Annotated in this window: 25 protein-coding genes; 16 read left to right on the top strand and 9 right to left on the bottom strand. The window is 64.1% G+C overall.

What is annotated here, in order from left to right:
* Positions 1-3: 3 nt before the first annotated feature.
* A complete protein-coding gene (locus tag HU748_RS24910; RefSeq protein ID WP_186710926.1) occupies positions 4-1,386 on the bottom strand; it encodes a glutamine synthetase family protein in 1,383 nt (460 codons plus the stop codon).
* A gap of 209 nt (positions 1,387-1,595) precedes the next feature.
* On the opposite strand from HU748_RS24910, the gene HU748_RS24905 reads away from it, so the two are divergent.
* The 5 genes from HU748_RS24905 to HU748_RS24885 all read left to right on the top strand — a co-directional run bounded on the left by HU748_RS24905 (position 1,596) and on the right by HU748_RS24885 (position 6,306).
* Entirely contained in the window at positions 1,596-2,468 is an 873-nt protein-coding gene (locus HU748_RS24905) for a LysR family transcriptional regulator (RefSeq protein ID WP_186670061.1), read from the top strand.
* A gap of 216 nt (positions 2,469-2,684) precedes the next feature.
* Complete coding sequence (rpoZ, locus tag HU748_RS24900) at positions 2,685-2,948, top strand: DNA-directed RNA polymerase subunit omega (protein ID WP_003253383.1); 264 nt, start codon at positions 2,685-2,687, stop codon at positions 2,946-2,948.
* A gap of 59 nt (positions 2,949-3,007) precedes the next feature.
* Positions 3,008-5,116, top strand: coding sequence for a bifunctional GTP diphosphokinase/guanosine-3',5'-bis pyrophosphate 3'-pyrophosphohydrolase (gene spoT, locus HU748_RS24895; RefSeq protein WP_186670062.1), 2,109 nt, complete (start codon positions 3,008-3,010; stop codon positions 5,114-5,116).
* A 23-nt stretch (positions 5,117-5,139) separates the two neighbouring features.
* Positions 5,140-5,520 carry a RidA family protein gene (locus HU748_RS24890; RefSeq protein WP_029612280.1) on the top strand — a complete coding sequence of 127 codons (381 nt, stop codon included), beginning with the start codon at positions 5,140-5,142 and terminating at the stop codon, positions 5,518-5,520.
* A 54-nt stretch (positions 5,521-5,574) separates the two neighbouring features.
* Positions 5,575-6,306, top strand: coding sequence for a hypothetical protein (locus HU748_RS24885; protein ID WP_186670063.1), 732 nt, complete (start codon positions 5,575-5,577; stop codon positions 6,304-6,306).
* A 202-nt stretch (positions 6,307-6,508) separates the two neighbouring features.
* Here the strand turns inward: HU748_RS24885 and HU748_RS24880 are convergent, their stop codons facing one another.
* Positions 6,509-7,360: an SDR family oxidoreductase gene (locus HU748_RS24880; protein ID WP_186710927.1), complete on the bottom strand. Its 852-nt coding sequence runs from the start codon at positions 7,358-7,360 to the stop codon at positions 6,509-6,511.
* Positions 7,361-7,552: 192 nt separating this feature from the next.
* On the opposite strand from HU748_RS24880, the gene exbB reads away from it, so the two are divergent.
* The 6 genes from exbB (at position 7,553) to HU748_RS24850 (ending at position 14,265) form a co-directional block, all read left to right on the top strand.
* Positions 7,553-8,515 (top strand): tonB-system energizer ExbB, encoded by a 963-nt coding sequence (gene exbB, locus HU748_RS24875; protein ID WP_186722371.1) that lies wholly within the window; start codon positions 7,553-7,555, stop codon positions 8,513-8,515.
* 3 nt (positions 8,516-8,518) lie between these two features.
* A complete protein-coding gene (exbD, locus tag HU748_RS24870) occupies positions 8,519-8,947 on the top strand; it encodes a TonB system transport protein ExbD (RefSeq protein ID WP_186670069.1) in 429 nt (142 codons plus the stop codon).
* A complete protein-coding gene (locus tag HU748_RS24865; RefSeq protein ID WP_186670071.1) occupies positions 8,944-9,678 on the top strand; it encodes an energy transducer TonB in 735 nt (244 codons plus the stop codon). Before exbD ends, HU748_RS24865 begins: the two co-directional genes overlap by 4 nt.
* A 93-nt stretch (positions 9,679-9,771) precedes the next feature.
* Positions 9,772-10,698 (top strand): hydrogen peroxide-inducible genes activator, encoded by a 927-nt coding sequence (locus tag HU748_RS24860; protein WP_054894878.1) that lies wholly within the window; start codon positions 9,772-9,774, stop codon positions 10,696-10,698.
* A 4-nt stretch (positions 10,699-10,702) separates the two neighbouring features.
* Complete coding sequence (recG, locus tag HU748_RS24855) at positions 10,703-12,781, top strand: ATP-dependent DNA helicase RecG (protein ID WP_186670073.1); 2,079 nt, start codon at positions 10,703-10,705, stop codon at positions 12,779-12,781.
* Between the two features lie 80 nt (positions 12,782-12,861).
* A complete protein-coding gene (locus HU748_RS24850; RefSeq protein WP_186670075.1) occupies positions 12,862-14,265 on the top strand; it encodes an aminoacyl-tRNA deacylase and HDOD domain-containing protein in 1,404 nt (467 codons plus the stop codon).
* 39 nt (positions 14,266-14,304) lie between these two features.
* Here HU748_RS24850 and HU748_RS24845 read toward each other — a convergent pair whose 3' ends face one another.
* The 4 genes from HU748_RS24845 to HU748_RS24830 all read right to left on the bottom strand — a co-directional run bounded on the left by HU748_RS24845 (position 14,305) and on the right by HU748_RS24830 (position 16,668).
* Positions 14,305-14,682 (bottom strand): helicase, encoded by a 378-nt coding sequence (locus HU748_RS24845; RefSeq protein WP_186722369.1) that lies wholly within the window; start codon positions 14,680-14,682, stop codon positions 14,305-14,307.
* A gap of 152 nt (positions 14,683-14,834) precedes the next feature.
* The gene (locus HU748_RS24840) at positions 14,835-15,134 is read right to left on the bottom strand and encodes an HU family DNA-binding protein (RefSeq protein WP_016394014.1); all 300 of its coding nucleotides are present in this window, start codon (positions 15,132-15,134) and stop codon (positions 14,835-14,837) included.
* Between the two features lie 187 nt (positions 15,135-15,321).
* The gene (locus HU748_RS24835; protein ID WP_186722367.1) at positions 15,322-16,470 is read right to left on the bottom strand and encodes an FAD-dependent oxidoreductase; all 1,149 of its coding nucleotides are present in this window, start codon (positions 16,468-16,470) and stop codon (positions 15,322-15,324) included.
* 30 nt (positions 16,471-16,500) lie between these two features.
* A complete protein-coding gene (locus HU748_RS24830; RefSeq protein WP_011536423.1) occupies positions 16,501-16,668 on the bottom strand; it encodes a rubredoxin in 168 nt (55 codons plus the stop codon).
* A gap of 166 nt (positions 16,669-16,834) precedes the next feature.
* Between HU748_RS24830 and HU748_RS24825 the strand changes: the two genes are divergently transcribed.
* Positions 16,835-17,392 (top strand): chorismate lyase, encoded by a 558-nt coding sequence (locus HU748_RS24825; protein WP_186722365.1) that lies wholly within the window; start codon positions 16,835-16,837, stop codon positions 17,390-17,392.
* Complete coding sequence (ubiA, locus tag HU748_RS24820) at positions 17,392-18,282, top strand: 4-hydroxybenzoate octaprenyltransferase (RefSeq protein ID WP_186670083.1); 891 nt, start codon at positions 17,392-17,394, stop codon at positions 18,280-18,282. Before HU748_RS24825 ends, ubiA begins: the two co-directional genes overlap by 1 nt.
* Positions 18,283-18,478: 196 nt before the next feature.
* On the opposite strand, the gene HU748_RS24815 is transcribed toward ubiA, so the two are convergent.
* Positions 18,479-18,850 (bottom strand): hypothetical protein, encoded by a 372-nt coding sequence (locus HU748_RS24815; RefSeq protein WP_186710929.1) that lies wholly within the window; start codon positions 18,848-18,850, stop codon positions 18,479-18,481.
* A gap of 169 nt (positions 18,851-19,019) precedes the next feature.
* Here HU748_RS24815 and phoB point away from each other — a divergent pair, with 169 nt between their 5' ends.
* From phoB to HU748_RS24800, 3 genes are all read left to right on the top strand, one after another.
* Positions 19,020-19,709: a phosphate regulon transcriptional regulator PhoB gene (phoB, locus tag HU748_RS24810; protein WP_003253341.1), complete on the top strand. Its 690-nt coding sequence runs from the start codon at positions 19,020-19,022 to the stop codon at positions 19,707-19,709.
* A gap of 45 nt (positions 19,710-19,754) precedes the next feature.
* A complete protein-coding gene (phoR, locus tag HU748_RS24805) occupies positions 19,755-21,062 on the top strand; it encodes a phosphate regulon sensor histidine kinase PhoR (RefSeq protein WP_186722363.1) in 1,308 nt (435 codons plus the stop codon).
* Between the two features lie 129 nt (positions 21,063-21,191).
* Complete coding sequence (locus HU748_RS24800; protein ID WP_186670089.1) at positions 21,192-22,532, top strand: hemolysin family protein; 1,341 nt, start codon at positions 21,192-21,194, stop codon at positions 22,530-22,532.
* A gap of 9 nt (positions 22,533-22,541) precedes the next feature.
* Here the strand turns inward: HU748_RS24800 and HU748_RS24795 are convergent, their stop codons facing one another.
* Both HU748_RS24795 and HU748_RS24790 read right to left on the bottom strand, forming a co-directional pair.
* Positions 22,542-23,432 carry a M23 family metallopeptidase gene (locus HU748_RS24795; protein ID WP_186710097.1) on the bottom strand — a complete coding sequence of 297 codons (891 nt, stop codon included), beginning with the start codon at positions 23,430-23,432 and terminating at the stop codon, positions 22,542-22,544.
* A gap of 138 nt (positions 23,433-23,570) precedes the next feature.
* A complete protein-coding gene (locus HU748_RS24790; protein ID WP_186722361.1) occupies positions 23,571-24,476 on the bottom strand; it encodes a response regulator in 906 nt (301 codons plus the stop codon).
* Positions 24,477-24,483: the final 7 nt, after the last annotated feature.

Genomic DNA, 24,483 nt, shown 5'->3' with positions numbered 1-24,483 from the left:
GGCTTACACCGTGTGCAGGTACCAGTTGTATTCGAGGTCGGAGATCGACACTTCGAACTCCGCCAGCTCGCTTTCCTTGCAGGCCACGAAGATGTCGATGTATTCCGGGCTGATGTATTGGTTGAGGACTTCGCTGTCATCCAGCGCGCGCAAGGCGTCACGCAGGTTGTTCGGCAGGCTCTGCTCGAGCTGCTCGTACGAATTGCCCTCGATCGGCGCGCCGGGCTCGACCTTGTTGGTCAGGCCGTGGTGGATGCCTGCGAGAATCGCGGCGAGCATCAGGTAAGGGTTGGCATCGGCCCCTGCGACACGGTGCTCGATGCGCAGGTTATCGCTGCTGTCGGTGGGCACGCGCAGGGCCACGGTACGGTTGTCCAGGCCCCAGCTCGGTGCGTTCGGCACATAGAACTGGGCGCCAAAGCGGCGGTAAGAGTTGATGTTCGGGCACAGGAAGGCCATCGATGCCGGCATGGTTTCCAGCACACCGCCAATGGCGTGGCGCAGGGTTTCGCTCTGCAGCGCGTCATCGTTGGCGAAGATGTTCTTGCCGGTTTTCTTGTCCAGCAGCGAGATGTGCACATGCAGGCCGTTACCCGCCTGGCCCGGATAGGGCTTGGCCATGAAGGTCGAGTCCATCTCATGGTCGTAGGCGATGTTCTTGATCAGGCGCTTGAGCAGGATCGCGTAGTCGCAGGCCTTGAGCGGGTCGGCGACATGGTGCAGGTTGACCTCGAACTGCGCCGGAGCACTTTCCTTGACGATCGCATCGGCCGGCAGGCCTTGCTCCTTGGCGGCTTCGAGCATGTCCTGCAGGCAGTCGGCGTACTCGTCCAGGTCATCGATCAGGTAGACCTGGGTCGACTGCGGGCGCTTGCCCGAGATCGGCGAACGCGGCGGCTGCGGTCGACCGTTCAGATTGTCCTGGTCGATCAGGTAGAACTCCAGCTCGAACGCCGCGCAGATTTCCAGGCCCAGCGCATCGAACTTGCTCACCACCTGGCGCAGCACTTCGCGTGGATCGGCGAAGAACGGCTCGCCTTCGATTTCGTGCATGGTCATCAGCAACTGGGCCGTCGGGCGCTTCTGCCAGGGCTCATTGGAGAGCGAACCGGGGATCGGGTAGCAGATGCGGTCGGCATCGCCGATGTCCAGGCCAAGGCCGGTGCTTTCGACGGTCGAGCCGTTGATATCCAGGGCGAACAGCGAAGCCGGCAGGTTGATGCCCTTCTCGTACACCTTGTGCAGGCTGGCCCGCTCGATGCGCTTGCCGCGCACCACGCCGTTCATGTCGGAGATCAACAGATCGACGTACTGCGTATCCGGGTGGGCTTCCAGGAATTCATTCATCTCGCGGGAAGAACGGGCGCACGGGGAGACCGACGTCATGGCTGTACATCCTTTGATTCGGAGCGGCGATGTGGGGATACGGCTGGCGCCTCGAGGGCGACGATGGTTGCTGCTGTTGTTCTTTTCACTGCCCCATCGTGGGGGAATTATGTCGCTCGCCGGGCGCATTGATTCCCGGGGGCCGTTCCACTATAAAGTGGGCTCCAGTGCAACAGACATTGGCAAATCGGCAAGCAGAGCGTGCACAAATGCAATATCAGATCAATCACGCGGACCTCGCCCTGGTCCTGGCACTGGAACGTGGCCGCTCACTGGCCAAGGCCGCCGAGCTCCTTAAGGTCGATGTTTCAACGGTATTCCGCTCGATCCGGCGGCTGGAGTCGGCGCTGGGCACTGCGCTGTTCGTCAAGAGCCGCAAGGGCTACCTGCCGACCGACACCGCGCAGGCCCTCGCCGAACAGGCAGAGCGTGCCGAGCAGGCGCTGGACGCCGCGCGCATCGCCCTGACCAGCGGCGAGCAGGTGGTCAGCGGCACGGTGCGCCTGACCTGCACCGAAGCCGTGCTGCACAGCCTGTTGCTCCCCGCGCTGGCCGAGTTCATGCCCAACTACCCCGCGCTGTCGCTGGAGATGGGCACCTCCAACACCTTCGCCAACCTCAGCCGCCGCGACGCCGACATCGCCCTGCGCCTGACCAACACACCGCCGGAGCACCTGGTGGGACGCTGCCTGGGCTCAACGTCCTATGTAATCTGCGGACGCCCGGAGTTTCGCGAGCGCCTGGCCGAGTCGCCAAACAGCGTGCCGTGGATCGCCCCGGACGACGCCATGCAGGACCACCCCACGGTGGTCTGGCGCAACCAGCAGCACCCCGACCTGATCCCGCGTTACCAGTGCAGTGGCATGTCGACCATTGCTCAGTTGGTCAGCACCGGCATGGGGGTGGCGGCACTGGCCGACTATATGGTCGATACCCTGCCCGGCGTCGAGGCCTTGAGCGGCGCGCTGCCAGGCTGCGACACCCAGTTGTGGCTGCTGACCCGCCCCGATTGCCGCGCGCTGCGCTCGGTGCAGACGCTGTTCGAGGAGCTGACCCCGCGATTGCGTGACGCGATGTTGTGAAGCTGTTGTGTTCGCGGGGCGGGAAGCGTTATCGTCAGATTCAAGTGAGAGGCCGTCTGTTACGGCCCTTTCGCGGGCAAGCCCGCTCCCACGAGCAGCTGACACGGATCACCAGACAAAACAGGCCTTCCCTATTGGCTGGTGATTTTTTAAACTATCGAGTCCGCCTGCCCATTCTGGGCTGCACGCTAATCGCATCTGCTACTGAGGAAGACCATGGCCCGCGTAACTGTTGAAGACTGCCTGGAACACGTGGATAACCGCTTCGAGCTGGTCATGCTCTCGACCAAGCGCGCCCGCCAACTGGCCACCGGCGGCAAAGAGCCACGCGTGGCGTGGGAAAACGACAAGCCAACCGTCGTCGCCCTGCGCGAAATCGCCGAAGGCATCGTGACCAATGAATTCATCGCCGCCGAAGAGATCGTCACCGAGGATCCGGTGTTCGCTGCGTTCGAGGACGAGAACAACGAGGCCGTCTGATTCATGCCCGGTCGACGTCGCGCGGCACACGATCCTCTTCCTCTGCAAGAGGTGAAACCATGCCGGGTATAGAAGCCCTCGCCGAGCGGCTGTCGACCTATCTGGGCCCCGACCAGGTCAATCTGGTGCGCCGGGCCTATTTCTATGCCGAGCAGGCACACGATGGCCAGCGCCGCCGCAGTGGCGAGCCCTACGTGACCCATCCGCTGGCGGTCGCCAGCATTCTCGCCGATATGCACATGGACCATCAGAGCCTGATGGCCGCCATGCTGCACGACGTGATCGAAGACACCGGCATCGCCAAGGAAGCTCTCAGCCAGCAGTTCGGCGAAACCGTCGCCGAGCTGGTCGACGGGGTCAGCAAGCTGACCCAGATGAACTTCGAGACCAAGGCCGAGGCGCAAGCCGAGAACTTCCAGAAGATGGCCATGGCCATGGCCCGCGATATCCGCGTGATCCTGGTCAAGCTGGCCGACCGCCTGCACAACATGCGCACCCTGGAAGTGCTATCCGGCGAAAAGCGCCGGCGCATCGCCAAGGAAACCCTCGAGATCTACGCCCCCATCGCCAATCGCCTGGGCATGCACACCGTGCGCGTGGAATTCGAGGACCTGGGCTTCAAGGCCATGCACCCCATGCGCTCCTCGCTCATTCACCGAGCGGTGAAGAGCGCACGCGGCAACCGCAAGGAAATCGTCGCCAAGATCGAGACCTCGCTGGCCAACTGCCTGGCCGCGGATGGCATCGAGGGCGAGGTCAGCGGCCGACAGAAACACCTCTATGGCATCTACAAGAAGATGCGCGGCAAGCGCCGCGCCTTCAACGAAATCATGGACGTGTACGCCTTCCGCATCATCGTAGACAAGGTCGACACCTGCTACCGCGTGCTGGGTGCCGTGCACAACCTGTACAAGCCGCTGCCGGGGCGCTTCAAGGACTACATCGCGATTCCCAAGGCCAACGGCTACCAGTCGTTGCACACCACGCTGTTCGGCATGCACGGCGTGCCCATCGAAATCCAGATCCGCACCCGCGAAATGGAAGAGATGGCCAATAACGGCATCGCGGCGCACTGGCTGTACAAGTCGAACGAGGAAGAGCAGCCCAAGGGCAGCCACGCCCGCGCCCGCCAATGGGTCAAGGGCATCCTCGAGCTGCAGCAGCGGGCCGGCAACTCGCTGGAGTTCATCGAGAGCGTGAAGATCGACCTGTTCCCGGACGAGGTCTACGTCTTCACCCCCAAAGGCCGGATCATGGAGCTGCCCAAAGGCTCCACGGCCGTCGACTTCGCCTACGCGGTGCACACCGACGTCGGCAACAGCTGCATCGCCTGCCGCATCAACCGTCGCCTGGCACCGCTCTCCGAGCCGCTGCAAAGTGGCTCGACGGTCGAGATCGTCAGCGCCCCGGGCGCACGCCCGAACCCGGCCTGGCTCAACTTCGTGGTGACCGGCAAGGCGCGCACGCACATTCGCCATGCGCTCAAGCAGCAGCGACGCTCCGAATCCATCAGCCTCGGCGAACGCCTGCTGAACAAAGTGCTGACCGGCTTCGACAGCAGCCTGGACAAGATCGCCGACGAGCGCGTCCAGGCCATCCTCACCGAATACCGTCTGGAGCTCGTCGAAGACCTGCTCGAAGACATCGGCCTGGGTAACCGAATGGCCTACGTGGTCGCACGCCGCCTGCTGTCGGCCGAAGGCGAGCAACTGCCATCGCCCGAGGGCCCGCTGGCGATTCGCGGCACAGAAGGCCTGGTGCTCAGCTACGCCAAGTGCTGCACGCCGATCCCGGGGGACCCCATCGTCGGCCACCTGTCGGCGGGCAAGGGCATGGTCGTCCACCTGGAAGACTGCCGCAACATCAGTGAAATCCGGCACAACCCGGAGAAGTGCCTGCAGCTCTCCTGGGCCAAGGACGTCACCGGCGAGTTCAACGTCGAACTGCGCGTCGAGCTGGAGCACCAGCGCGGCCTGATCGCCCTGCTGGCCAGCAGCGTCAACGCCGCCGACGGCAACATCGAGAAGATCAGCATGGATGAGCGCGACGGTCGCGTCAGCGTGGTCCAACTGGTGGTCAGCGTGCGCGACCGCGTGCACCTGGCTCGCGTGATCAAGAAGCTGCGCACCCTGACCGGCGTGGTCCGCATCACCCGAACGCGTGCGTAGTCCGTCAACCGCAAGGAGTCAACATGACCAAGACTGTCATCAACAGCGACAAGGCCCCTGCCGCCATCGGCACCTACTCCCAGGCGATCAAGGCCGGCAACACCGTCTACATGTCGGGCCAGATTCCGTTGGACCCCAAGACCATGGAGCTGGTTGAAGGCTTCGAGGCACAGACCGTGCAAGTCTTCGAAAACCTCAAGGCTGTTGCCGAGGCCGCTGGCGGTTCGTTCAAGGATATCGTCAAGCTGAACATCTTCCTCACCGACCTGAGCCACTTCGCCAAGGTCAATGAGGTCATGGGCCGCTACTTCGAGCAGCCCTACCCGGCCCGCGCCGCGATCGGCGTGGCTGCCCTGCCCAAGGGCTCGCAAGTCGAGATGGACGCCATCCTCGTCATCGAGTGATGCCCAGGCGGCAGGCGCCCGGCCTGTCGCCTTCCCTTCCTGAAGGTTCCCACCATGCGTCATGCCCTGCCTCTCGCGCTGGCAGCCCTGCTTCTGGGCGGCTGCGCCAGCCACAAACCTGAAGATTTCAACGGCACCTGGATCAACCAGGATGCCATCGACGCCGCCGTCAAGGGCGACAGCTTGCGCAAGGCGCTCTCCAGCCATGGCCCGGTGTTCGAATGGAAGATCGACGTCGCCAGCCAGCAAGCTCGCTACAGCAATGGCTTCGAAGCCGCCGAGGGCAGCCTCGTCGCGGCGGACAAACAATGGCAAGCCAATTTCGAAGGCGGCCAGAGCGAGCGATTGAGCCTCGACGGCGACGAATTGCAAACGACCGATACCTCCGGCGCCAAACAGACCTTCGTGCGCAGCAAGCCCCCGACACCGGCCGACGCCCCACTGGGCGGCAGCTTCGAGAAGGCGCTGTACAAGGCATACCTGGGCGGTGAATGGAAAATCGTCGAAGGCCCGGGCCAGGGCGCCAAGGTCCGCTTCGCCGACGACGGCGGCGTGACCGGCCTGCCCGATCTGGACCGTTACGCCCTGTGCCTGGCCGGAGATTGCGCGTCCATGGGCGGCGACAACGACAGCCTCTGGCTGGAGCGCGACCAACGCGGCGCCCCCTGGGTGTTCAAGCGTGATGACGACAAGCTGGAGATCTTCCGCGCGGTCAACCGCGCGCAGCCCGACGAAATGCCAGAACTCGCGGCTGGCGCGCGGCAGTGGGTGCTTGAGCGCGACTGATCCGCTACTTGCAGGAGCAATTGTCTCGTCCAGAATCTGACAGCCAGCCCAATCCCTGTGGGAGCGGGCTTGTCCCGCGATCACCGGCGAAGCCGGTGCCATGCAGCGCGGTATCCGATTCGCGGGCAAGTCGGGGCGCCGAACCGCCGCTCCCACAGGGATACCCGGCCAGCCTCGACACCGGTGGTGTGGAGGCTTGGCTTCAGCCTTTCAGGATCGCCGCGTACCCTTCCTTGTAGCTCGCATACTGCGGCACCCAGCCCAGCGCCCGTGCCCGCGCATTGCTGCAGCGCTTGCTGCCGGTGCGGCGCACGCGCTGCTCGTCCGACCACTCGGTAACGCCCATGTACTGACGCAGCCAGGCCACCACCTCGGCCAGCGGGGCTGGATCGTCGTCGACACCGATGTAGCAGTCCTGCAGCTCCACGCCTTCCGCGTCAGCCTGCAGCAGGAACGCCAGCAACCCGGCCGCGTCCTCGGCATGAATGCGATTGCCGTACAGCGGTGGCTCCTCGACCACCCGGTATCCCTGGCGCACCTGGCTCAGCAGCCATTCGCGGCCGGGACCATAGATACCCGTCAGGCGCACCACGCTGGCGGGAATCCCGCTCTCGAGCGCCAGGCGTTCGGCCTCCAGCATGATCCGCCCCGAATACCCCTCGGGCTCGGTGGCCGCACCTTCCTCGACCCACTCGCCGTCCTGCTGCGCATAGACACTGCTGCTGGACACGAACAGCAAGCGGCGCGGGCGTTGCCCTTTGTGCGCCAGCCAGGCCAGTACGTTGCGCAAACCCTCGACATAGGCGGCCCGATAACCGGCCTCATCGTGCTGGCTGGCCGCCACGCAATACACCAGGTAGTCCGGCGAACGCTCGGGCCAGGCGGCAGGAACACTGGCGTCGGACAGATCGGCCGCCACCGGCAGAACGCCTGCAGGCAGTTGTCCCACCGTGCGGCGCAGCCCATGCACCTGCCAGCCGCGGGCAAGCAGTTGCCGGGCCAGGCGGCTGCCTACATCACCACAACCTACGATCATCGCGGACAGATCCGACATCACTTCACTCCATAACGAAAGACCCAGGCTAGCCGTATTAGACGATCAGCGGCTATCCAAGGCGTAAAAAAAGTTACTCTATTACTTTTGTTAACAAGAATTACTTGCAATAATGGCGCCCTGATCAGTTCTCGGCCCGCCTCGAGGCCATGGAGAACACCACCTTATTTTTCTTCATCAGGTCCGGCCAGCATGACTCGTACTCAACCTTCCGCTTCGCCAACCACGTCGCGCGCCTGGCGCGCCATCGCCGCGCTGCTGTTCAGCCTGGTGCTGGCCCCGGCCGCCATGGCTGAAGAGCCTGCCGCCAACGGCGCTACCCCTCCTGCTGCAGTCGCTCCGGCTGACCCGGCCGCCACCGGCCAGGCACCTGCCAACGCCGCTGAGCCCGCCGAGGCCCAGGCGCCAGCAGACGAGAACGGCGAAGCGCTGGTCGAGGACACCTCGCTGGGCATGGCCCACGACCTGTCCCCATGGGGGATGTACAAGAACGCCGATATCGTCGTGAAGGCGGTGATGATCGGCCTGGTCATCGCCTCCATCATCACCTGGACCATCTGGATCGCCAAGGGCTTCGAGCTGATGGGCGCCAAGCGTCGCCTGCGCAGTGAAATCGCCCTGCTGAAGAAGTCCGCCAGCCTGAAAGAAGCCAGCAGCGTCGCCCAAAAGGAAGGCACCCTGGCCCACACCCTGGTCCACGACGCCCTCGAGGAAATGCGCCTGTCGGCCAACGCCCGCGAGAAGGAAGGCATCAAGGAACGTGTCAGCTTCCGCCTGGAGCGTCTGGTCGCCGCCAGCGGTCGCAACATGAGCAGCGGCACCGGCGTGCTCGCCACCATCGGCTCCACCGCGCCATTCGTCGGCCTGTTCGGCACCGTGTGGGGCATCATGAACAGCTTCATCGGCATCGCCAAGACCCAGACCACCAACCTCGCCGTCGTTGCCCCAGGCATCGCCGAAGCCCTGCTGGCCACCGCCCTGGGCCTGGTCGCCGCGATCCCGGCCGTGGTCATCTACAACGTCTTCGCCCGTTCCATCGCCGGCTACAAGGCGCAGGTCTCCGACGCCTCGGCGCAGGTCCTGCTGCTGGTCAGCCGTGACCTGGACCATCAGGCTGGCGAGCGCGCCGCCCCGCACATGGTGAAAGTGGGGTAAGCCATGGGCCTGCATCTCAACGAAGGTGGCGACGACCTCGCCGAGAACCACGAAATCAACGTCACGCCGTTCATCGACGTGATGCTGGTACTGCTGATCATCTTCATGGTTGCCGCACCACTGGCGACGGTCGACATCAAGGTCGACCTGCCGGCCTCGACCGCAAAACCTGCACCGAGGCCCGAGAAACCGGTGTTCGTCAGCGTCAAGGCCGACAAGAAGCTGTACGTCGGCGATGACGCGGTGCCCCTGCCCGAACAGCTTGGCGCGATGCTCGACGCCAAGACCAAGGGCGACAAGGAAACCACCATCTTCTTCCAGGCCGACAAGGGTGTTGACTACGGCGACCTGATGGAAGTGATGAACACCATGCGCGCGGCCGGCTACCTCAAGGTCGGTCTGGTCGGACTCGAGACGGCAGCCAAGAAATGACGAACAAGCGCTCCAACCTGGTGCGCTACGGTGGCAGCCTCGCAGCCGTGCTCGGTGTGCACGTGATCGCCGTAGTGCTGACGCTCAACTGGTCGGTGCCCCAGGCTATCGAGCTGCCGCCGGCAGCGATGATGGTCGAGCTGGCGCCGATCCCAGAGCCCGCGCCACCGCCACCACCGAAAGCGGCTCCACAGCCGCCTGCGCCGGTCGAAGAGCCACCGCTGCCCAAGCTGGTGGAGGCTCCGAAACCGAAAATCGCGATCCCGAAGCCGCCCAAGCCGAAGGCCAAGCCCCAGCCGCCCAAGCCCGAGAAAAAGCCTGAGCCGCCGAAGGACGAACCACCGGCCAAGGAACAAGTGGCCGATACCGCGCCCAGCAACGCGCCGCCGCAGAAATCGGCAGCGCCGCAGCCGAGTATCGCCTCCAACAGCAACGCCCTGCCGACGTGGCAAAGCGACCTGCTGCGTCACCTGGCGAAGTACAAGAGGTACCCGGAAGACGCGCGTCGCCGTGGCCTGCAAGGGATCAACCGACTGCGCTTCGTGGTCGATGCCGAAGGCAAGGTGCTGTCGTATTCATTGGCCGGAGGCTCAGGCAGTGCTGCACTGGACCGCGCGACGATGGACATGATCCGCCGCGCCGGCACGGTACCCAAGCCGCCTGCGGAGTTGTTGAACAATGGCACGATCGAGGTAGTGGCGCCCTTCGTCTACTCGTTGGACAAGCGCTGATACATTGCATCTGTCACAAAACCGCAAGTCTGATAACGTGCGTCTATCGATTGCACCCGCTATGCTGGGGCCGCAACTTCATGGACGCACGTTATGACCCTCACTGAACTCCGCTACATCGTCACACTCGCTCAGGAGCAGCACTTCGGCCACGCCGCCGAACGTTGCCACGTCAGCCAGCCGACCCTGTCGGTCGGGGTGAAGAAGCTTGAGGACGAGCTGGGCGTGCTGATCTTCGAACGCAGCAAGAGCGCCGTGCGCCTGACACCGGTCGGCGAAAGCATCGTCGCCCAGGCGCAGAAGGTGCTCGAGCAGGCCCAGGGCATTCGCGAACTGGCCCAGGCCGGCAAGAACCAGCTCACCGCACCGCTGAAGGTCGGCGCCATCTATACCGTCGGCCCCTACCTGTTCCCGCACCTGATTCCACAGCTGCACCGGGTCGCCCCGCAGATGCCGCTGTACATCGAAGAGAACTTCACCCACGTGCTGCGCGAGAAACTGCGCAACGGCGAACTGGACGCGGTGATCATCGCGCTGCCGTTCAACGAGGCCGACGTGCTGACGCTGCCGCTGTACGATGAGCCGTTCTGTGCGCTGATGCCGGCCGACCACCCCTGGACCGCCAAGAAGACCATCGACACCGCCTTGCTCAACGACAAGAGCCTGCTGCTGCTTGGCGAGGGTCACTGCTTCCGCGACCAGGTGCTCGAAGCCTGCCCGACGTTGAACAAGGGTAACGATGCTTCGAAGCACACCACGGTCGAATCCAGCTCGCTGGAGACCATCCGGCATATGGTCGCCTCGGGCCTGGGTGTTTCGATCCTGCCGTTGTCGGCGGTGCACAGCCATCACTACGCCCCGGGCGTCATCGAAGTGCGTCCACTGACAGCGCCTGCACCGTTCCGAACCGTGGCCATCGCCTGGCGCGCCAGCTTCCCACGGCCAAAGGCCATCGAGATCCTCGCCGACTCGATCCGCCTCTGTTCGGTCGCCAAGGCGCCTGCGCCACAGCCGGCCTGATGCCATGACGGAGTTGTCGAAGGTCCCGGTCACAGAGCTCAAGGGCGTCGGCGAGGCCATGGCGGAAAAACTCGCCAAGGTCGGCCTGGAAAGCCTGCAGGACTTGCTGTTCCACCTGCCACTGCGCTATCAGGATCGCACCCGCGTCGTACCGATCGGCGCCCTGCGTCCGGGTCAGGATGCCGTGATCGAAGGCGTGGTCAGCGGTGCCGACGTGACCATGGGCAAGCGCCGCAGCTTGGTAGTGCGCCTGGGCGACGGCACGGGCGTGCTGAGCCTGCGCTTCTATCACTTCAGCAACGCGCAGAAAGAAGGCCTCAAGCGTGGCACCCACCTGCGCTGCTACGGTGAAGCACGCCCCGGCGCCTCTGGCCTTGAGATCTATCATCCGGAATACCGCGCGCTCAACGGCGACGAGCCGCCACCGCCGGTCGAGCAGACGCTCACCCCGATCTACCCGACCACCGAAGGCCTCACCCAGCAGCGTCTGCGCCTGCTCTGCCAGCTCAGCCTGAGCAAGCTCGGCCCGCGTAGCCTGCCCGACTGGCTGCCGGATGAGCTGGCCCGCGACTATCACCTGGCGCCACTGGACGACGCCATTCGCTATCTGCACAACCCACCCGCCGACGCCGACCTCGACGAGCTTGCCGAAGGCCAGCACTGGGCCCAGCACCGCCTCGCGTTCGAGGAACTGCTCACGCACCAGCTCTCCCAGCAGCGCCTGCGTGAGAGCCTGCGCGCCCTGCGAGCCCCGGTGCTGCCCAAGGCCAGCCGCCTGCCCGGACAATACCTGGCCAACCTCGGATTCAGCCCCACCGGTGCCCAGCAGCGGGTCGGCAACGAGATCGCCTACGACCTCAGCCAGCCAGAACCGATGATGCGCCTGGTGCAAGGTGACGTGGGTGCCGGCAAGACCGTGGTTGCTGCGCTGGCAGCGCTGCAGGCGTTGGAGGCCGGTTACCAGGTCGCGCTGATGGCGCCTACCGAGATCCTCGCCGAACAGCACTACATCACCTTCAAGCGCTGGCTCGAACCCTTGGGCATAGAAGTCGCCTGGCTGGCCGGCAAGCTCAAGGGCAAGGCCCGCGCCAGTGCGCTGGAGCAGATCGCCGGCGGCGCCCCCATGGTGGTCGGCACCCATGCGCTGTTCCAGGAGGAAGTGAAGTTTCGCCACCTGGCCCTGGCGATCATCGACGAACAGCACCGTTTCGGCGTGCAGCAACGGCTGGCCCTGCGCAAGAAGGGTGTGAACGGCACACTGTGCCCGCACCAGTTGATCATGACCGCCACTCCCATCCCGCGTACCCTTGCCATGAGCGCCTACGCCGATCTCGACACCTCCATTCTTGATGAGCTGCCGCCTGGTCGAACGCCGGTCAATACCGTGCTGGTGGCCGACAGCCGCCGCTTCGAGGTGGTCGAGCGGGTCCGCGCTGCCTGCGCCGAAGGGCGCCAGGCCTACTGGGTGTGCACCCTGATCGAAGAATCCGAAGAACTGACCTGCCAGGCCGCCGAGAGTACGTTCGAAGAGCTTGGCAGCGCGCTCGGCGAGCTCCGTGTGGGCCTGATCCACGGGCGCATGAAACCTGCGGAAAAAGCCGCAGTGATGGCCGAATTCAAGGCCGGCCATCTGCAACTGCTGGTGGCCACCACGGTGATCGAAGTGGGGGTGGACGTGCCCAACGCCAGCCTGATGATCATCGAAAACCCTGAGCGCCTGGGCCTGGCCCAGCTTCACCAGTTGCGTGGCCGGGTCGGTCGGGGCAGCGCAGTCAGCCATTGCGTGCTGCTCTATCACCCGCCACTGTCGCAGATCGGCCGCGAACGCTTAGGGATCATGCGCGAGACCAACGATGGCTTCATCATCGCCGAGAAGGATCTCGAGCTGCGCGGCCCCGGCGAAATGCTCGGCACCCGCCAGACCGGCCTGCTGCAATTCAAGGTCGCCGACCTGATGCGTGACGCCGACCTGCTGCCCGCGGTACGCGACGCCGCACAGGCATTGCTGGCACGCTGGCCCGATCATGTCAGCCCGCTGCTGGATCGGTGGCTGCGTCACGGCCAACAATACGGCCAAGTGTGACGCCGGTCCCATTCGTGCCCCAGTTCGGGGCTCAGGATGGTTATACTTCGCGTTTAAAAAGACACCTTTGGAAACAGACCATGACTGAAGTGGCCTTGGACACCGCAACCCCGCACGCTCCGTCGGTCATCCGACTGCTGCTGGACAAGCTCGGCGTAGTCTATCGCGAGGTGTCCGAACACCCGCGGCTGCCCGCGAAATCGCGCGTCCAGGCCGTTCTGCTGGACGACGAAGTCGGCGCGCTCATGGTGCTGTTCCCCCAGAGCCACCTGCTGGACCTGAAGCGCCTGGAAGAGCTGACCGGTCGCACACTCAAGGCCGTGCCGCTGGAGCGTCTGAAGAAGATGCTCGACAAGCACCAGCTCAAGGCGTTGCCGGCTATCCCGGCCCTGACCAGTTCGCCGTGCCTGTACGATGAGCGGCTGCTGGACGCCGACTCGCTGCTGATCCAGTCCGGCGAGGTGGGCCTGCTGCTCGAGATCGCCCGCGACAATTTCAAGCGCATGCTGAGCAAGGCCACTGCAGGCAGCTTTGGCCTTGAAGTCGAAAGTATCCAGCGCAACCTCGACCGCCCCCACGACGACACCAAGGAAATCTCCAACGCGGTCCAGGCCTTCACTGCCCGACGCATCCAGCAGCGCCTGGAGCAGACCATCGAGATCCCGCCGCTGGCCGACACCGCGCAGAAGATCATCAAGCTGCGCGTCGACCCCAACGCCAGCGTCGACGACATCACCGGCGTGGTCGAAACCGACCCGGCACTGGCCGCCCAGGTGGTCAGCTGGGCTGCATCGCCCTACTACGCGTCACCCGGCAAGATCCGCTCGGTGGAAGATGCCATCGTTCGCGTGCTGGGCTTCGACCTGGTGATCAACCTGGCGCTGGGCCTGGCCCTGGGCAAGACCCTGAGCCTGCCGAAAGATCACCCGCAACAAGCCACGCCTTACTGGCAGCAGTCGATCTACACGGCCGCAGTGATCGAAGGCCTGACCCGCGCCATGCCGCGCGCCGAACGCCCCGAAGCCGGCCTCACCTACCTGGCGGGGCTGCTGCACAACTTCGGCTATCTGCTGCTGGCCCACGTGTTCCCGCCGCATTTCTCGCTGATCTGTCGTCATCTTGAGGTCAACCCGCACCTGTACCACAGCTATGTCGAGCAGCACCTGCTGGGCATCAGCCGCGAGCAGATCGGCGCCTGGCTGATGAAACTGTGGGACATGCCGGACGAGCTGTCTGCAGCGCTGCGCTTCCAGCATGACCCAAGCTATGAAGGCGAGTATTCGGCCTACCCGAACCTCGTGTGCCTGGCCACGTCGCTGCTGCGTTCGCGGGGCATCGGTTCAGGGCCGCAGGAAGAGATTCCGGATGCGCTGCTCGAACGCCTGGGGCTGACGCGCGACAAGGCGGAGGACGTGGTCAGCAAGGTACTGGAAGCCGAAGCGTTGCTGCGCGAGTTGGCATCGCAGTTCCAGGCGCCGCACTGACTGGCAGGAGCGGGGTTTCCCGTTCCTGCACAGGCCGAATCAGCCCTTCTTCTTGCGAGGTTTGAGGTACTTCATCAGCCCCTGGAACCAGATCACCAGTGCCGGGTTGCCCTTGATCTGGATGTTCTTGTCCTGAATCCCCTGCATGAACGCCAACTGCTTGTTGCCAGCCTGCAGGGTGGCAAAGCCGACCGCGGCATCCTTGAAGGCAATGGCAAAGGCCGGCTGTGGGTGCAGGCCACCCTTGCTGCTGATGCGCTCACCACTCACCGTGAAATGCCGGGCCACCTTGCCGTCCAAGGTCTGCATCTGGAACACCAGGTCCTTGTCGCGCAGTTGCTGCTGGAAAGCCGGGTTGTTGCGGCTGGCCCTGGCCATCAGCAGACCCATGGCCCAGAGAAGAAAGCGAAACTTCATCAACGCGCCTCGATTGAAATATGACTGAAGCTCGCAGTTTATCCCTTTCTTAAACTTTTTACGCCAGCTCGCCACATCGTTTCCATACGCCAGAACGCACAACGGGCGCCCTGGGGCGCCCGTTCGGATGACACTGGGGTGTCAGGAATCGATCACTTGCCTTTCTTGGCTGGCTTGGCGGGAGCGTTGACGCTGTCACGCAGGTTCTTGCCAGGTTTGAAGGCAACAGTGTTGCTGGCCTTGATCTTCACCGGTTGACCGGTCTGTGGGTTCTTGCCGGTGCGCGCGCCGCGGTGACGCTTCTCGAAGGTGCCGAACCCGACCAGGGTGACGGTATCCTTGTCGAGCGCGCCAGTGATGCTGTCGAGAATCGCGTTCAGCACCTGATTGGCCTTTTCCTTGGTCAGATCGGCCTTTTCGGCGATGACGGCGGCGAGTTCTGGTTTACGCATAGTGAAGCCTCTTTGACGGGATTTTTGTTGTTATGCCGTGCTACCTGCGAAAGCAGCGCCCAAGGCGCCGCAGGCTCTAATCTGCGGCAGACGGAAGTGAGAATGGCACGCTCACCGAGGCCGCGCCAGTGTCTGGGCGGCCATTGTCGCGCCAAGGACAGGCCAAATGCGACAGTTCGAACGGCATTCAGGCCATAAGCGGCGGAAGCTGCCGATTCAGCGCCAGCTTTTCCATCACCGCCGAGCCCGTTAGGGCATAACCCAGCAATTGGCCATCAGCGCCGTAGCACAGCACTTTCAGGTCGCTGCCCTGCCCTTCGACCTGCCAGGTGCCCTCCCGGCCCATCGGGGGTGGCGAAACCACCAGCGGACACGCGGGCGTCTTTACCGTGACAGGCATCGGACCGTAGCTCACAGCCGTGGTGTTGCCGGCCAGCGTCTGCGCCAGCGCGCGGGCGCAGGCCATCAGCGGCATGACGTAGAGCAGGTTGATGCCCTCCACTTCGGCGCAGTCACCCAGGGCGAAGATGTTGGCGTGGGAGGTGCGCAGCTGGCGATCCACCACCACGCCACGATTGACCTGCAGCCCGGCAGCGGCGGCAAGGTCTGTACGCGGTCGCAGGCCGACGGCCGAGACCACCAGGTCGCAGACAATCGTTCGGCCATCGGACAAGTGAGCCTCCAGGCCATCGCCCGAGCGTTGCAGACGAGTCAGCACCGGCCCCAGGTGGAAACGCACACCCAAGGCTTCCAGGCCTGCCTGCACCGCCTTGGCGGCGGCGGGGTGCAGTAGGGTCGGCATCACCTGCTCACAGGGCGCCACCACGTCGCACTGGTAGCCACCCAACGTGAGGTCGTTGGCAAACTCGCAGCCGATCAGCCCGGCACCGAGCAGCAGCACGCGCCGCTTGCCGACAGCGGCGGCACGAAAGCGCGCGTAGTCTTCCAGGTCGTTGATCGGAAAAACCAGCTCGGCGCCGTCGCCCTCGACCGGCACCTGTACCGTCTGCGCGCCCAAAGCCAGCACCAGGTCGCGGTAGGGCACCGCCTCCTCGCCGATCCACAGGCGCTTGTGGCCAGGATCGATGCCGCTGATGCGGGTATGAGTACGAATCTCGGCCTTGAGCTGCTCGGCCATGGCTCCCGGCTCGGCCATGCACAGGCCGTCGGCGTCCTTGTGCTTGGCAAAGCCGGTGGAAAGCATGGGCTTGGAATAAGAGCGACCGTCGTCGGCAGTGATCAGCAACAGCGGCGTGTCAGCGTCGAGCTTGCGAAACTCCCGGGCCAGGTTGTAGCCCGCAAGGCCTGTGCCGATGATCACCACGGGGGACGTCATGTCGTGCTTCCTCTTGCAGGGGGTCGTCGATCAGCCGATGGCGATCATTTCGAAGTCGCTCTTGCCTACACCGCAGTCGGGGCACAGCCAGTCTTCCGGCACGTCTTCCCAACGGGTGCCCGGAGCGATCCCGTCGTCCGGCCAGCCCTCGGCTTCGTCGTAGATCAGCCCACAAACAATGCATTGCCACTTCTTCATCAGGGTTCCTCGGTCAGGCGTTGTGTTGCTGCTGATGGCCCTTTGCCGCGAAGGACTCACCGCGCAATTCATGACGGGCTTTGTACTGGCCCGGCCGGCAGTATGCAAGCAAACCCGGCAATCATGCTAAGCTCGCCGCCTCTCTGGATGTAACAAGCATACCGACGTGTCGTACGAATCCCCGCAAGCAGCCGCTGTCGCGTGGCTGGCGTATCCACAGCTGGCGAGCGACCTCGACCAGCGCACCCTCGACTGGCTGTTCGACGAAGGCTCCCTGACTCGTCGCCTGACCCGCCTCTCCCACGACCACTTCTGCGTGACGCCGCTGTTCGAAGGCTGGCAGCCACTGCGTGACGACGAATGCCTTGCCCTGGATCTTGCGCCAGGCGCGCAGGGCTGGGTGCGTGAAGTCTATCTGCGTGGCTATGACCGGCCCTGGGTATTTGCCCGCAGCGTCGCCAGCCGCGAGGCCTTGGAGCGCGGCGGCCTCGACCTGGAAACCCTGGGCAGCCGCTCGCTCGGCGAACTGCTGTTCTGCGACCAGGCGTTCATTCGCCATCCCATCGAGGTGTGCACGTACCCACAGGCGTGGTTGCCGACGGAAGTGGCCAGCGCCAGCCTCTGGGGCCGCCGCTCGCGCTTCGAGCGCGATGGCCTGGACCTGCTGGTCGCCGAGGTATTCCTGCCCGCGATGTGGCAGGCGGACAAGGAGGTATCGCCCTGATGTACCTGCACCTGCTCAAGTCGCTCAACCGCCTGCACCCCAGGGCCTGGGACTTCGTCCAGCTCAGCCGCCTGGATCGCCCCATCGGCATCTACCTGTTGCTGTGGCCCACGCTGGCGGCGGTGTGGATCGCTGCCAAGGGTGCACCAACCCTGGCCAACGTGCTGATCTTCGGCCTCGGAGTAGCGTTGATGCGCGCGGCGGGCTGCGCGATCAATGACTTCGCCGACCGCAAGGTCGATGGCCACGTCAAGCGCACCGCCGACCGCCCCCTGGCCAGCGGCCGGGTAAAGCCGCGCGAGGCGGTGATGCTGTTCGTGGTGCTGACCGGAATAAGTTTCCTGCTGGTGCTGTGCACCAACGCCAGCACCGTGTGGCTTTCGTTTGGCGGCGTTGCCCTGGCGTTCTGCTACCCGTTCATGAAGCGCTACACCTACTACCCGCAGGTGGTGCTGGGTGCCGCCTATTCATGGGGCATTCCCATGGCCTTCACGGCCGCGGGAGGTGAGCTGCCAGCAGCGGCCTGGCTGTTGTATATCGCCAACCTGCTGTGGACGGTAGCCTTCGACACCTACTATGCGATGGTCGATCGCGACGACGACCTGAAGATCGGCGTGAAATCCACGGCGATCCTGTTCGGCGAGGCCGATCGGGTGATCATCCTGACCTTGCAGGTGCTGTCGCTCGGCTGCCTGTTGCTGGCCGGCAATCGCTTCGAACTGGGGGGCTGGTTCCACCTGGGGCTGCTGGGCGCCCTGGCCTGCTTCGCCTGGGAGTTCTGGTCGACCCGTACGCTGGATCGCGATGCCTGCTTCAAGGCGTTCCTGCACAATCACTGGGCGGGGCTGTTGATCTTCATCGGCGTGGTGCTGGATTACGCGCTGCGCTGAGGGCAAGAGCAACTGTCTTGCTCAAAATCTGAGGCCTGCCCAATCCCTGTGGGAGCGGGCTTGTCCCGCGAACACGGGCGTAGCCCGTGCCATGCAGCGCGGTGTCTTTTTCGCGGGTAAACCCGCTCCCACAGGGGATTGGGCAGGCCTCAGATTTTTGAGCAAGACAGTTGCACCCACAGAGTCCGCGCACGCTTCAGGGTTTGGCGATATGCCAGACGTCCTTCACGCCATCACCGGTCTTGTCTCCGGCTTTCTTGTCCTTGATGAAGGTGTACAGCGGCTTGCCGTCGTAAGCCCACTGCTTCTTGCCATCATCCCGCTCGATCACCGTCCACTTGTCCTTGGCAGCTTCATCCTCGGCCTTGACCAGCAGCGGCGGCCAGTTGGTTGCGCATTCACCGTTGCACATCGACTTGCCTCCGGCATCCTTGTCGAAGGTGTACAGGGTCATGCCGGCATGGTCGACCCACATGCCGTCCTTCTCCATCGCATGGTGCGCCGACGCCACCCCCGGCAATGCCAGCGCAGCGAAAAGGGCCATCCAGCTCAGCGTATGTCGTGTCATTGGAATCACCATCGTGTCGGGGGAAGGAGGGAGAACACCGCCGCAGCGGCCTTGTGAAGCCTAGCCCAGTCACGCAATGTCGCCAGAACGGCCAACGCCTTGTCACACAGCTGCAATAATTCCGTTATCTAATGCGGGCCAAGACACCATAGATGGGAGAGTTTTGAGCATGGTTGGCAGGAACATTCTGATCGTCGACGACGAAGCGCCTATTCGCGAGATGATCGCCGTTGCATTGGAAATGGCCGGCTACGACTGCCTCGAGGCAGAGAACTCCCAGCAGGCCCACGCCATCATCGTCGACCGCAAGCCGGACCTGATCCTGCTGGACTGGATGCTGCCCGGCACCTCCGGCATCGAACTGGCACGCCGCCTCAAGCGCGACGAGCTGACCGGGGACATCCCGATCATCATGCTCACCGCCAAGGGCGAAGAGGACAACAAGATCCAGGGCCTGGAAGTCGGCGCCGACGACTACATCACCAAGCCGTTCTCGCCCCGCGAGCTGGTGGCCCGCCTCAAGGCCGTGCTGCGCCGCACCGGCCCGAGCGACAGCGAGGCACCGATCGAAGTCGGCGGCCTGCTGCTCGACCCGATCAGCCACCGCGTGACCATCGACGGCAAACCCGCCGAGATGGGCCCGACCGAGTACCGCCTGCTGCAGTTCTTCATGACCCACCAGGAGCGCGCCTACACCCGTGGCCAGCTGCTCGACCAGGTCTGGGGCGGCAACGTCTATGTCGAGGAGCGCACCGTCGACGTGCACATCCGTCGTCTGCGCAAGGCACTGGGTGAGGCCTACGAAAATCTGGTACAAACCGTCCGCGGCACCGGCTACCGTTTCTCGACCAAGAGCTGACACGCCCGCACGCTTCGCTGCAAGCCGCTGTACAAGGACTGTGAATTGAACCCGAACTGGCACGCGACCCTGATTCGCCACCTGCTCCTGCTGATCAGCGTCTGCATGCTCGGCGGGCTGGTCAGCGGGCAATACGGCTGGAGCCTGGCGGTTGGCCTGGCGCTGTACCTGGGCTGGACCCTCAAGCAGTTGCTGCGCCTGCACGAATGGCTGCGCAACCACCAGCCCGACGAAGCGCCACCGGACGGCTACGGGCTGTGGGGCGAAGTGTTCGACAGCATCTATCACCTGCAGCGCCGCGACCAGCGTGTCCGCGGGCGCCTGCAAGCGGTGATCGACCGGGTTCAGGAGTCCACCGCTGCCCTGCGCGATGCGGTGATCATGCTCGACAGCGATGGCAACCTGGAGTGGTGGAACCGCGCCGCCGAGACCCTGCTGGGCTTCAAGACGCCCCAGGATGGCGGACAACCGGTCACCAACCTGGTCCGTCATCCGCGCTTCAAGGAATACTTCGAAGCGGAAAACTACGTCGAACCGCTGGAAATCCCCTCGCCGATCAATGACCACCTGCGCGTGCAACTGCACATCACCCGCTACGGCAACAACGAGCACCTGATGCTGGTGCGCGACGTGACCCGCATCCACCAGCTCGAACAGATGCGCAAGGACTTCGTCGCCAACGTCTCCCACGAACTGCGCACCCCGCTGACGGTGATCACCGGCTACCTCGAAACCCTGCTGGACAACGTCGAAGACGTGAACCCACGCTGGGCCCGTGCGCTGCAGCAGATGAGCCAGCAAGGCTCGCGCATGCAGACCCTGCTCAACGACCTGTTGCTGCTGGCCAAGCTGGAAGCGACCGACTATCCCTCGGACAACCAGCCGGTGGCGGTGGATACCCTGCTGCAGTCGATCAAGGGCGACGCGCAGGCGCTGTCCGGGCCCAAGCGCCAGAACATCTCGCTGGAAGCCGCGCCGGGCCTGCGCCTGAAAGGCAGCGAGTCGGAACTGCGCAGCGCCTTCTCCAACCTGGTGTTCAATGCAGTCAAGTACACCCAGGAGGAAGGCACCATTCGCATCCGCTGGTGGGCCGACGAGCAAGGGGCACACCTGAGCGTGCAGGACTCGGGGGTGGGCATCGACGCCAAGCACCTGCCGCGCCTGACCGAACGCTTCTACCGCGTCGACTCCAGCCGCGCCTCCAACACCGGCGGCACCGGGCTGGGCCTAGCGATCGTCAAGCATGTGCTGATGCGCCATCGCGCCAAGCTTGAAATCAGCAGCGTGCCGGGGCATGGCAGCACGTTCACCTGTCATTTTGCGCCGGCACAATTGGCGGCAAATCGCAGCTGAGAATCCCCACGGCAAAAAGCATCCCCTTTGCTTTTGCAGCTTCAGCCGCTACATTGGATCCCCTGTGCCAGCTAGAGCTGGCACTTTTTTTCTCTCTCTTTCAAAGACGGACCCCGTAAAAACTCCATCATGGACCCTTCCCCTGGTATCAGCCTCGCCTCTGTATTCGCCGATTTCGGCATGATTCTCTTTGCCCTGTTCCTGGTAGTGCTCAACGGCTTCTTCGTTGCCGCCGAGTTCGCCATGGTCAAGCTGCGCTCTACCCGCGTCGAATCCATCGCCGAGCTGCACGGCTGGCGCGGCAGCATCCTGCGCAAAGTACACAACCAGCTCGACGCCTACCTGTCGGCCTGCCAATTGGGCATCACCCTGGCCTCGCTGGGCCTGGGCTGGGTCGGAGAGCCGGCCTTCGCCCACCTGCTCGAACCGCTGCTGGCCTACCTGGGCGTCGACAGCCCGGAACTGATCAAGGCCGTGTCGTTCTTCGTCGCCTTCTTCGTGATCTCGTACCTGCACATCGTGGTCGGCGAGCTGGCACCCAAATCCTGGGCGATCCGCAAGCCCGAGCTGCTTTCGCTATGGACGGCAGTGCCGCTGTACCTGTTCTACTGGCTGATGTATCCAGCGATCTACCTGCTCAACGCCAGCGCCAACACCATCCTGCGCATCGCCGGCCAGGGCGAGCCCGGGCCGCACCATGAACACCACTACAGCCGTGAAGAGCTCAAGCTGATCCTGCACTCCAGCCGCGGCCAGGACCCAAGCGACCAAGGCATGCGCGTGCTGGCCTCGGCGGTGGAAATGGGCGAGCTGGAGGTGGTCGACTGGGCCAACTCCCGTGAAGACATGGTGGTGCTCGACGCCAAGGCACCGCTGAAGAACATCCTGGCGATGTTCCGCCGCCACAAGTTCAGCCGCTACCCGGTGTACGACGCCGAGCGCGAAGAGTTCACCGGCCTGCTGCACATCAAGGACCTGCTGCTGGAGCTGGCCGAACTGGACCACCTCCCTGAAACCATCGATCTGGAAGACCTGGCCCGACCGTTGGAGCGCGTATCGCGACACATGCCGCTGTCGCAGTTGCTCGAACAGTTCCGCAAGGGCGGTGCCCACTTCGTGCTGGTCGAGGAAGCCGATGGCAAGGTGATCGGCTACCTGACCATGGAAGACGTGCTGGAAGTGCTGGTCGGCGATATCCAGGACGAACACCGCAAGGCCGAACGCGGCATCCTCGCCTACCAGCCGGGCAAGCTGCTGGTGCGGGGCGACACGCCGCTGTTCAAGGTCGAACGCCTGCTGGGCATCGACCTTGACCATATCGAGGCCGAGACCCTCGCCGGCCTGGTCTACGAGTCGCTCAAGCGCGTGCCCGAGGAAGAGGAAGTGCTGGAAGTCGAAGGCCTGCGCATCATCATCAAGAAGATGAAAGGGCCGAAGATCGTCCTGGCCAAGGTGCTGAAGCTCGATTGACAGCGCTGTTCAAGGATTCCCTGCCGTGAAGTCCGGCAACCCGCCAATCGGACGGTCGAAGCGGTAGGGAATCGACTCCAGCGCCAGCCCCACATTGCGCTGCACCACGAAATGCAGGTGCGGCCCACTGCTGTTGCCGGTGTTGCCTGACTTGCCCAGCACCTCCCCCTGCGCCACGCGTTGCCCTTCGGCTACCACCACTGACCCACGCATCAGGTGCAGATAGACACCCATGGTGCCGTCTGCGTGCAGGATGCGTACGAAGTTGCCAGAAGGATTGTTACCGCGTCCGGTCTGACGATTCTCCATCTTCACCACCACCCCGCCCCTGGCGGCGATGATCGGTGTGCCTTCGGGCATGGCGATGTCCATGGCGTAGCGCCCCTTGGGGCCGAAATGGCTGTAGCGCCCATTGGGCCCCTGACTCAACCGGAACGGCCCGCCGCGCCAAGGGAACGGGTAGCGATACGCCTGCGGGCGCTGAGCGGGGTCGCCCATGGCATGGCGTAGCTTGGCCCGGTATTTCAGCTGGCTGCCCGGACGCGCCATCACCACGCTCAGCACCTGCGTGGAACGCGGCGCCAGCACACGTCGAACGAGACGCGGAGCATTGCCGTCGCGCGCGTTGACCAGGCCTTCCAGACGCAGCTCGACCTCCACGGGTGCGAACAGGTCATTGCGCGCCGAAAAACGCACACCGCCAACCAGTGCCTCGGGATGCAGGCGGACTTGATCGTCGAGACGTTCGACCATCGGCTCGCGCAGCGCCATTGCCCGTGCACCAGGGCTGGGCTGATAGGAATAGGACGCCACGCCGAAGGTGTCGGTGGTGCTGTAGAGGGTCATGGCCATGCCCGGTGCCGAAGCCACGAGCAGGGACAGCAGCAGGCAGGCGCGCATGATGGTGGCTTTTTGACAGTTATTATGTCTTGAGCCTAGCAGCGGGTTACACCGGGGGGATGACAGTTGGTCGGGTGGCCGACCCGACTTCTGCAGGAGGGGCCTTGTGCCGCTCCTGCAGGGAGGTGGAACAGCGGATCAACCGCCCGGAGTGAAGTGCTTCTGCGCAGTCCCGCGGGCGATCAATCGCGACAGGTAATCGAGCTTCTGAGCATCCTGATCGACGAACTTGAACGTCAGTTGCAACCAGTCGCTCTCAGGCTTGGGTTCGAGCGCAGCGATGGCGTGCAAGTAACCGTTCAAGCGCGCCACCTCGGCGCTCTCGCCCTGCTCCAGGTCGAGCACCGCGCCTTCGAGCACCTGCGGCAGCGCAGCACTGCGGCGCACCACCAACAGCGCTTCCTTGAGGCTCAGGGCCTTGATCACGCAGGGCTGGATGCCGCTCGACAGGCGCAACTGCCCCTGGCCACGCCCACTCTGGGCGGCTGCAGCGGCGCTTTGTGGCGTCGGTGCATTGATCAACGGCTTGGCAGCCGCAGTCGGTGCAGGCGTTGGCGCGACCTTCACAGCCTCGGGCTTGCCGCCCGTCAGGGCGCTCAGCGAGTCGTTGGCAAAGGCCGAATTGACTCGCGACGGCGCGCCCGCCACCAGAGCCTCGAGCTTGCCGATCTTGGTCAGGGATTTCTTCACCTTGGTCAGCAGCTGTTCATTGGTGAACGGCTTGCCGACGAAGTCGGAGACACCGGCCTGGATGGCCTGGATCACGTTCTCCTTGTCACCCCGGCTGGTCACCATGATGAACTGCAGGGCTTTCATTTCTTCCTGCTGACGGCACCAGGTCAGCAGCTCGAGGCCAGACATCTCCGGCATCTCCCAGTCGCACAGGACCAGGTCGAAACGTTCCTTGCTCAGCATGGCCATGGCCTTGCGGCCATTGACCGCGTCTTCGATGACCATGCCCGGGAAGGCATTGCGCAGGCACTTCCTCACCAGGTCGCGGATGAACGGCGCATCGTCCACGACCAGCACATTGACTTTACTCATCGATACT

Origin of the sequence: Pseudomonas sp. RW3S2 (genome assembly GCF_014268955.1) — a bacterium.
Classification (GTDB): domain Bacteria; phylum Pseudomonadota; class Gammaproteobacteria; order Pseudomonadales; family Pseudomonadaceae; genus Aquipseudomonas; species Aquipseudomonas wayambapalatensis.
Note: the sequence above shows the minus strand (reverse complement) of the source record. Positions and strands in the feature narration are given on the sequence as shown.

Excerpts from the sequence above, each read along its gene's own strand:
- recG (WP_186670073.1), top strand. The coding sequence starts at position 10,703 with ATGACGGAGTTGTCGAAGGTCCCGGTCACAGAGCTCAAGGGCGTCGGC.
- HU748_RS24865 (WP_186670071.1), top strand. The coding sequence starts at position 8,944 with ATGACGAACAAGCGCTCCAACCTGGTGCGCTACGGTGGCAGCCTCGCA.
- HU748_RS24835 (WP_186722367.1), bottom strand. The coding sequence starts at position 16,470 with ATGACGTCCCCCGTGGTGATCATCGGCACAGGCCTTGCGGGCTACAAC.
- HU748_RS24905 (WP_186670061.1), top strand. The coding sequence starts at position 1,596 with ATGCAATATCAGATCAATCACGCGGACCTCGCCCTGGTCCTGGCACTG.
- HU748_RS24830 (WP_011536423.1), bottom strand. The coding sequence starts at position 16,668 with ATGAAGAAGTGGCAATGCATTGTTTGTGGGCTGATCTACGACGAAGCC.
- HU748_RS24850 (WP_186670075.1), top strand. The coding sequence starts at position 12,862 with ATGACTGAAGTGGCCTTGGACACCGCAACCCCGCACGCTCCGTCGGTC.
- HU748_RS24815 (WP_186710929.1), bottom strand. The coding sequence starts at position 18,850 with ATGACACGACATACGCTGAGCTGGATGGCCCTTTTCGCTGCGCTGGCA.
- spoT (WP_186670062.1), top strand. The coding sequence starts at position 3,008 with ATGCCGGGTATAGAAGCCCTCGCCGAGCGGCTGTCGACCTATCTGGGC.
- phoB (WP_003253341.1), top strand. The coding sequence starts at position 19,020 with ATGGTTGGCAGGAACATTCTGATCGTCGACGACGAAGCGCCTATTCGC.
- HU748_RS24800 (WP_186670089.1), top strand. The coding sequence starts at position 21,192 with ATGGACCCTTCCCCTGGTATCAGCCTCGCCTCTGTATTCGCCGATTTC.
- HU748_RS24860 (WP_054894878.1), top strand. The coding sequence starts at position 9,772 with ATGACCCTCACTGAACTCCGCTACATCGTCACACTCGCTCAGGAGCAG.
- rpoZ (WP_003253383.1), top strand. The coding sequence starts at position 2,685 with ATGGCCCGCGTAACTGTTGAAGACTGCCTGGAACACGTGGATAACCGC.
- HU748_RS24840 (WP_016394014.1), bottom strand. The coding sequence starts at position 15,134 with ATGCGTAAACCAGAACTCGCCGCCGTCATCGCCGAAAAGGCCGATCTG.
- HU748_RS24890 (WP_029612280.1), top strand. The coding sequence starts at position 5,140 with ATGACCAAGACTGTCATCAACAGCGACAAGGCCCCTGCCGCCATCGGC.
- HU748_RS24795 (WP_186710097.1), bottom strand. The coding sequence starts at position 23,432 with ATGCGCGCCTGCCTGCTGCTGTCCCTGCTCGTGGCTTCGGCACCGGGC.
- HU748_RS24790 (WP_186722361.1), bottom strand. The coding sequence starts at position 24,476 with ATGAGTAAAGTCAATGTGCTGGTCGTGGACGATGCGCCGTTCATCCGC.
- HU748_RS24910 (WP_186710926.1), bottom strand. The coding sequence starts at position 1,386 with ATGACGTCGGTCTCCCCGTGCGCCCGTTCTTCCCGCGAGATGAATGAA.
- HU748_RS24880 (WP_186710927.1), bottom strand. The coding sequence starts at position 7,360 with ATGTCGGATCTGTCCGCGATGATCGTAGGTTGTGGTGATGTAGGCAGC.
- ubiA (WP_186670083.1), top strand. The coding sequence starts at position 17,392 with ATGTACCTGCACCTGCTCAAGTCGCTCAACCGCCTGCACCCCAGGGCC.
- HU748_RS24885 (WP_186670063.1), top strand. The coding sequence starts at position 5,575 with ATGCGTCATGCCCTGCCTCTCGCGCTGGCAGCCCTGCTTCTGGGCGGC.
- HU748_RS24845 (WP_186722369.1), bottom strand. The coding sequence starts at position 14,682 with ATGAAGTTTCGCTTTCTTCTCTGGGCCATGGGTCTGCTGATGGCCAGG.
- exbD (WP_186670069.1), top strand. The coding sequence starts at position 8,519 with ATGGGCCTGCATCTCAACGAAGGTGGCGACGACCTCGCCGAGAACCAC.
- exbB (WP_186722371.1), top strand. The coding sequence starts at position 7,553 with ATGACTCGTACTCAACCTTCCGCTTCGCCAACCACGTCGCGCGCCTGG.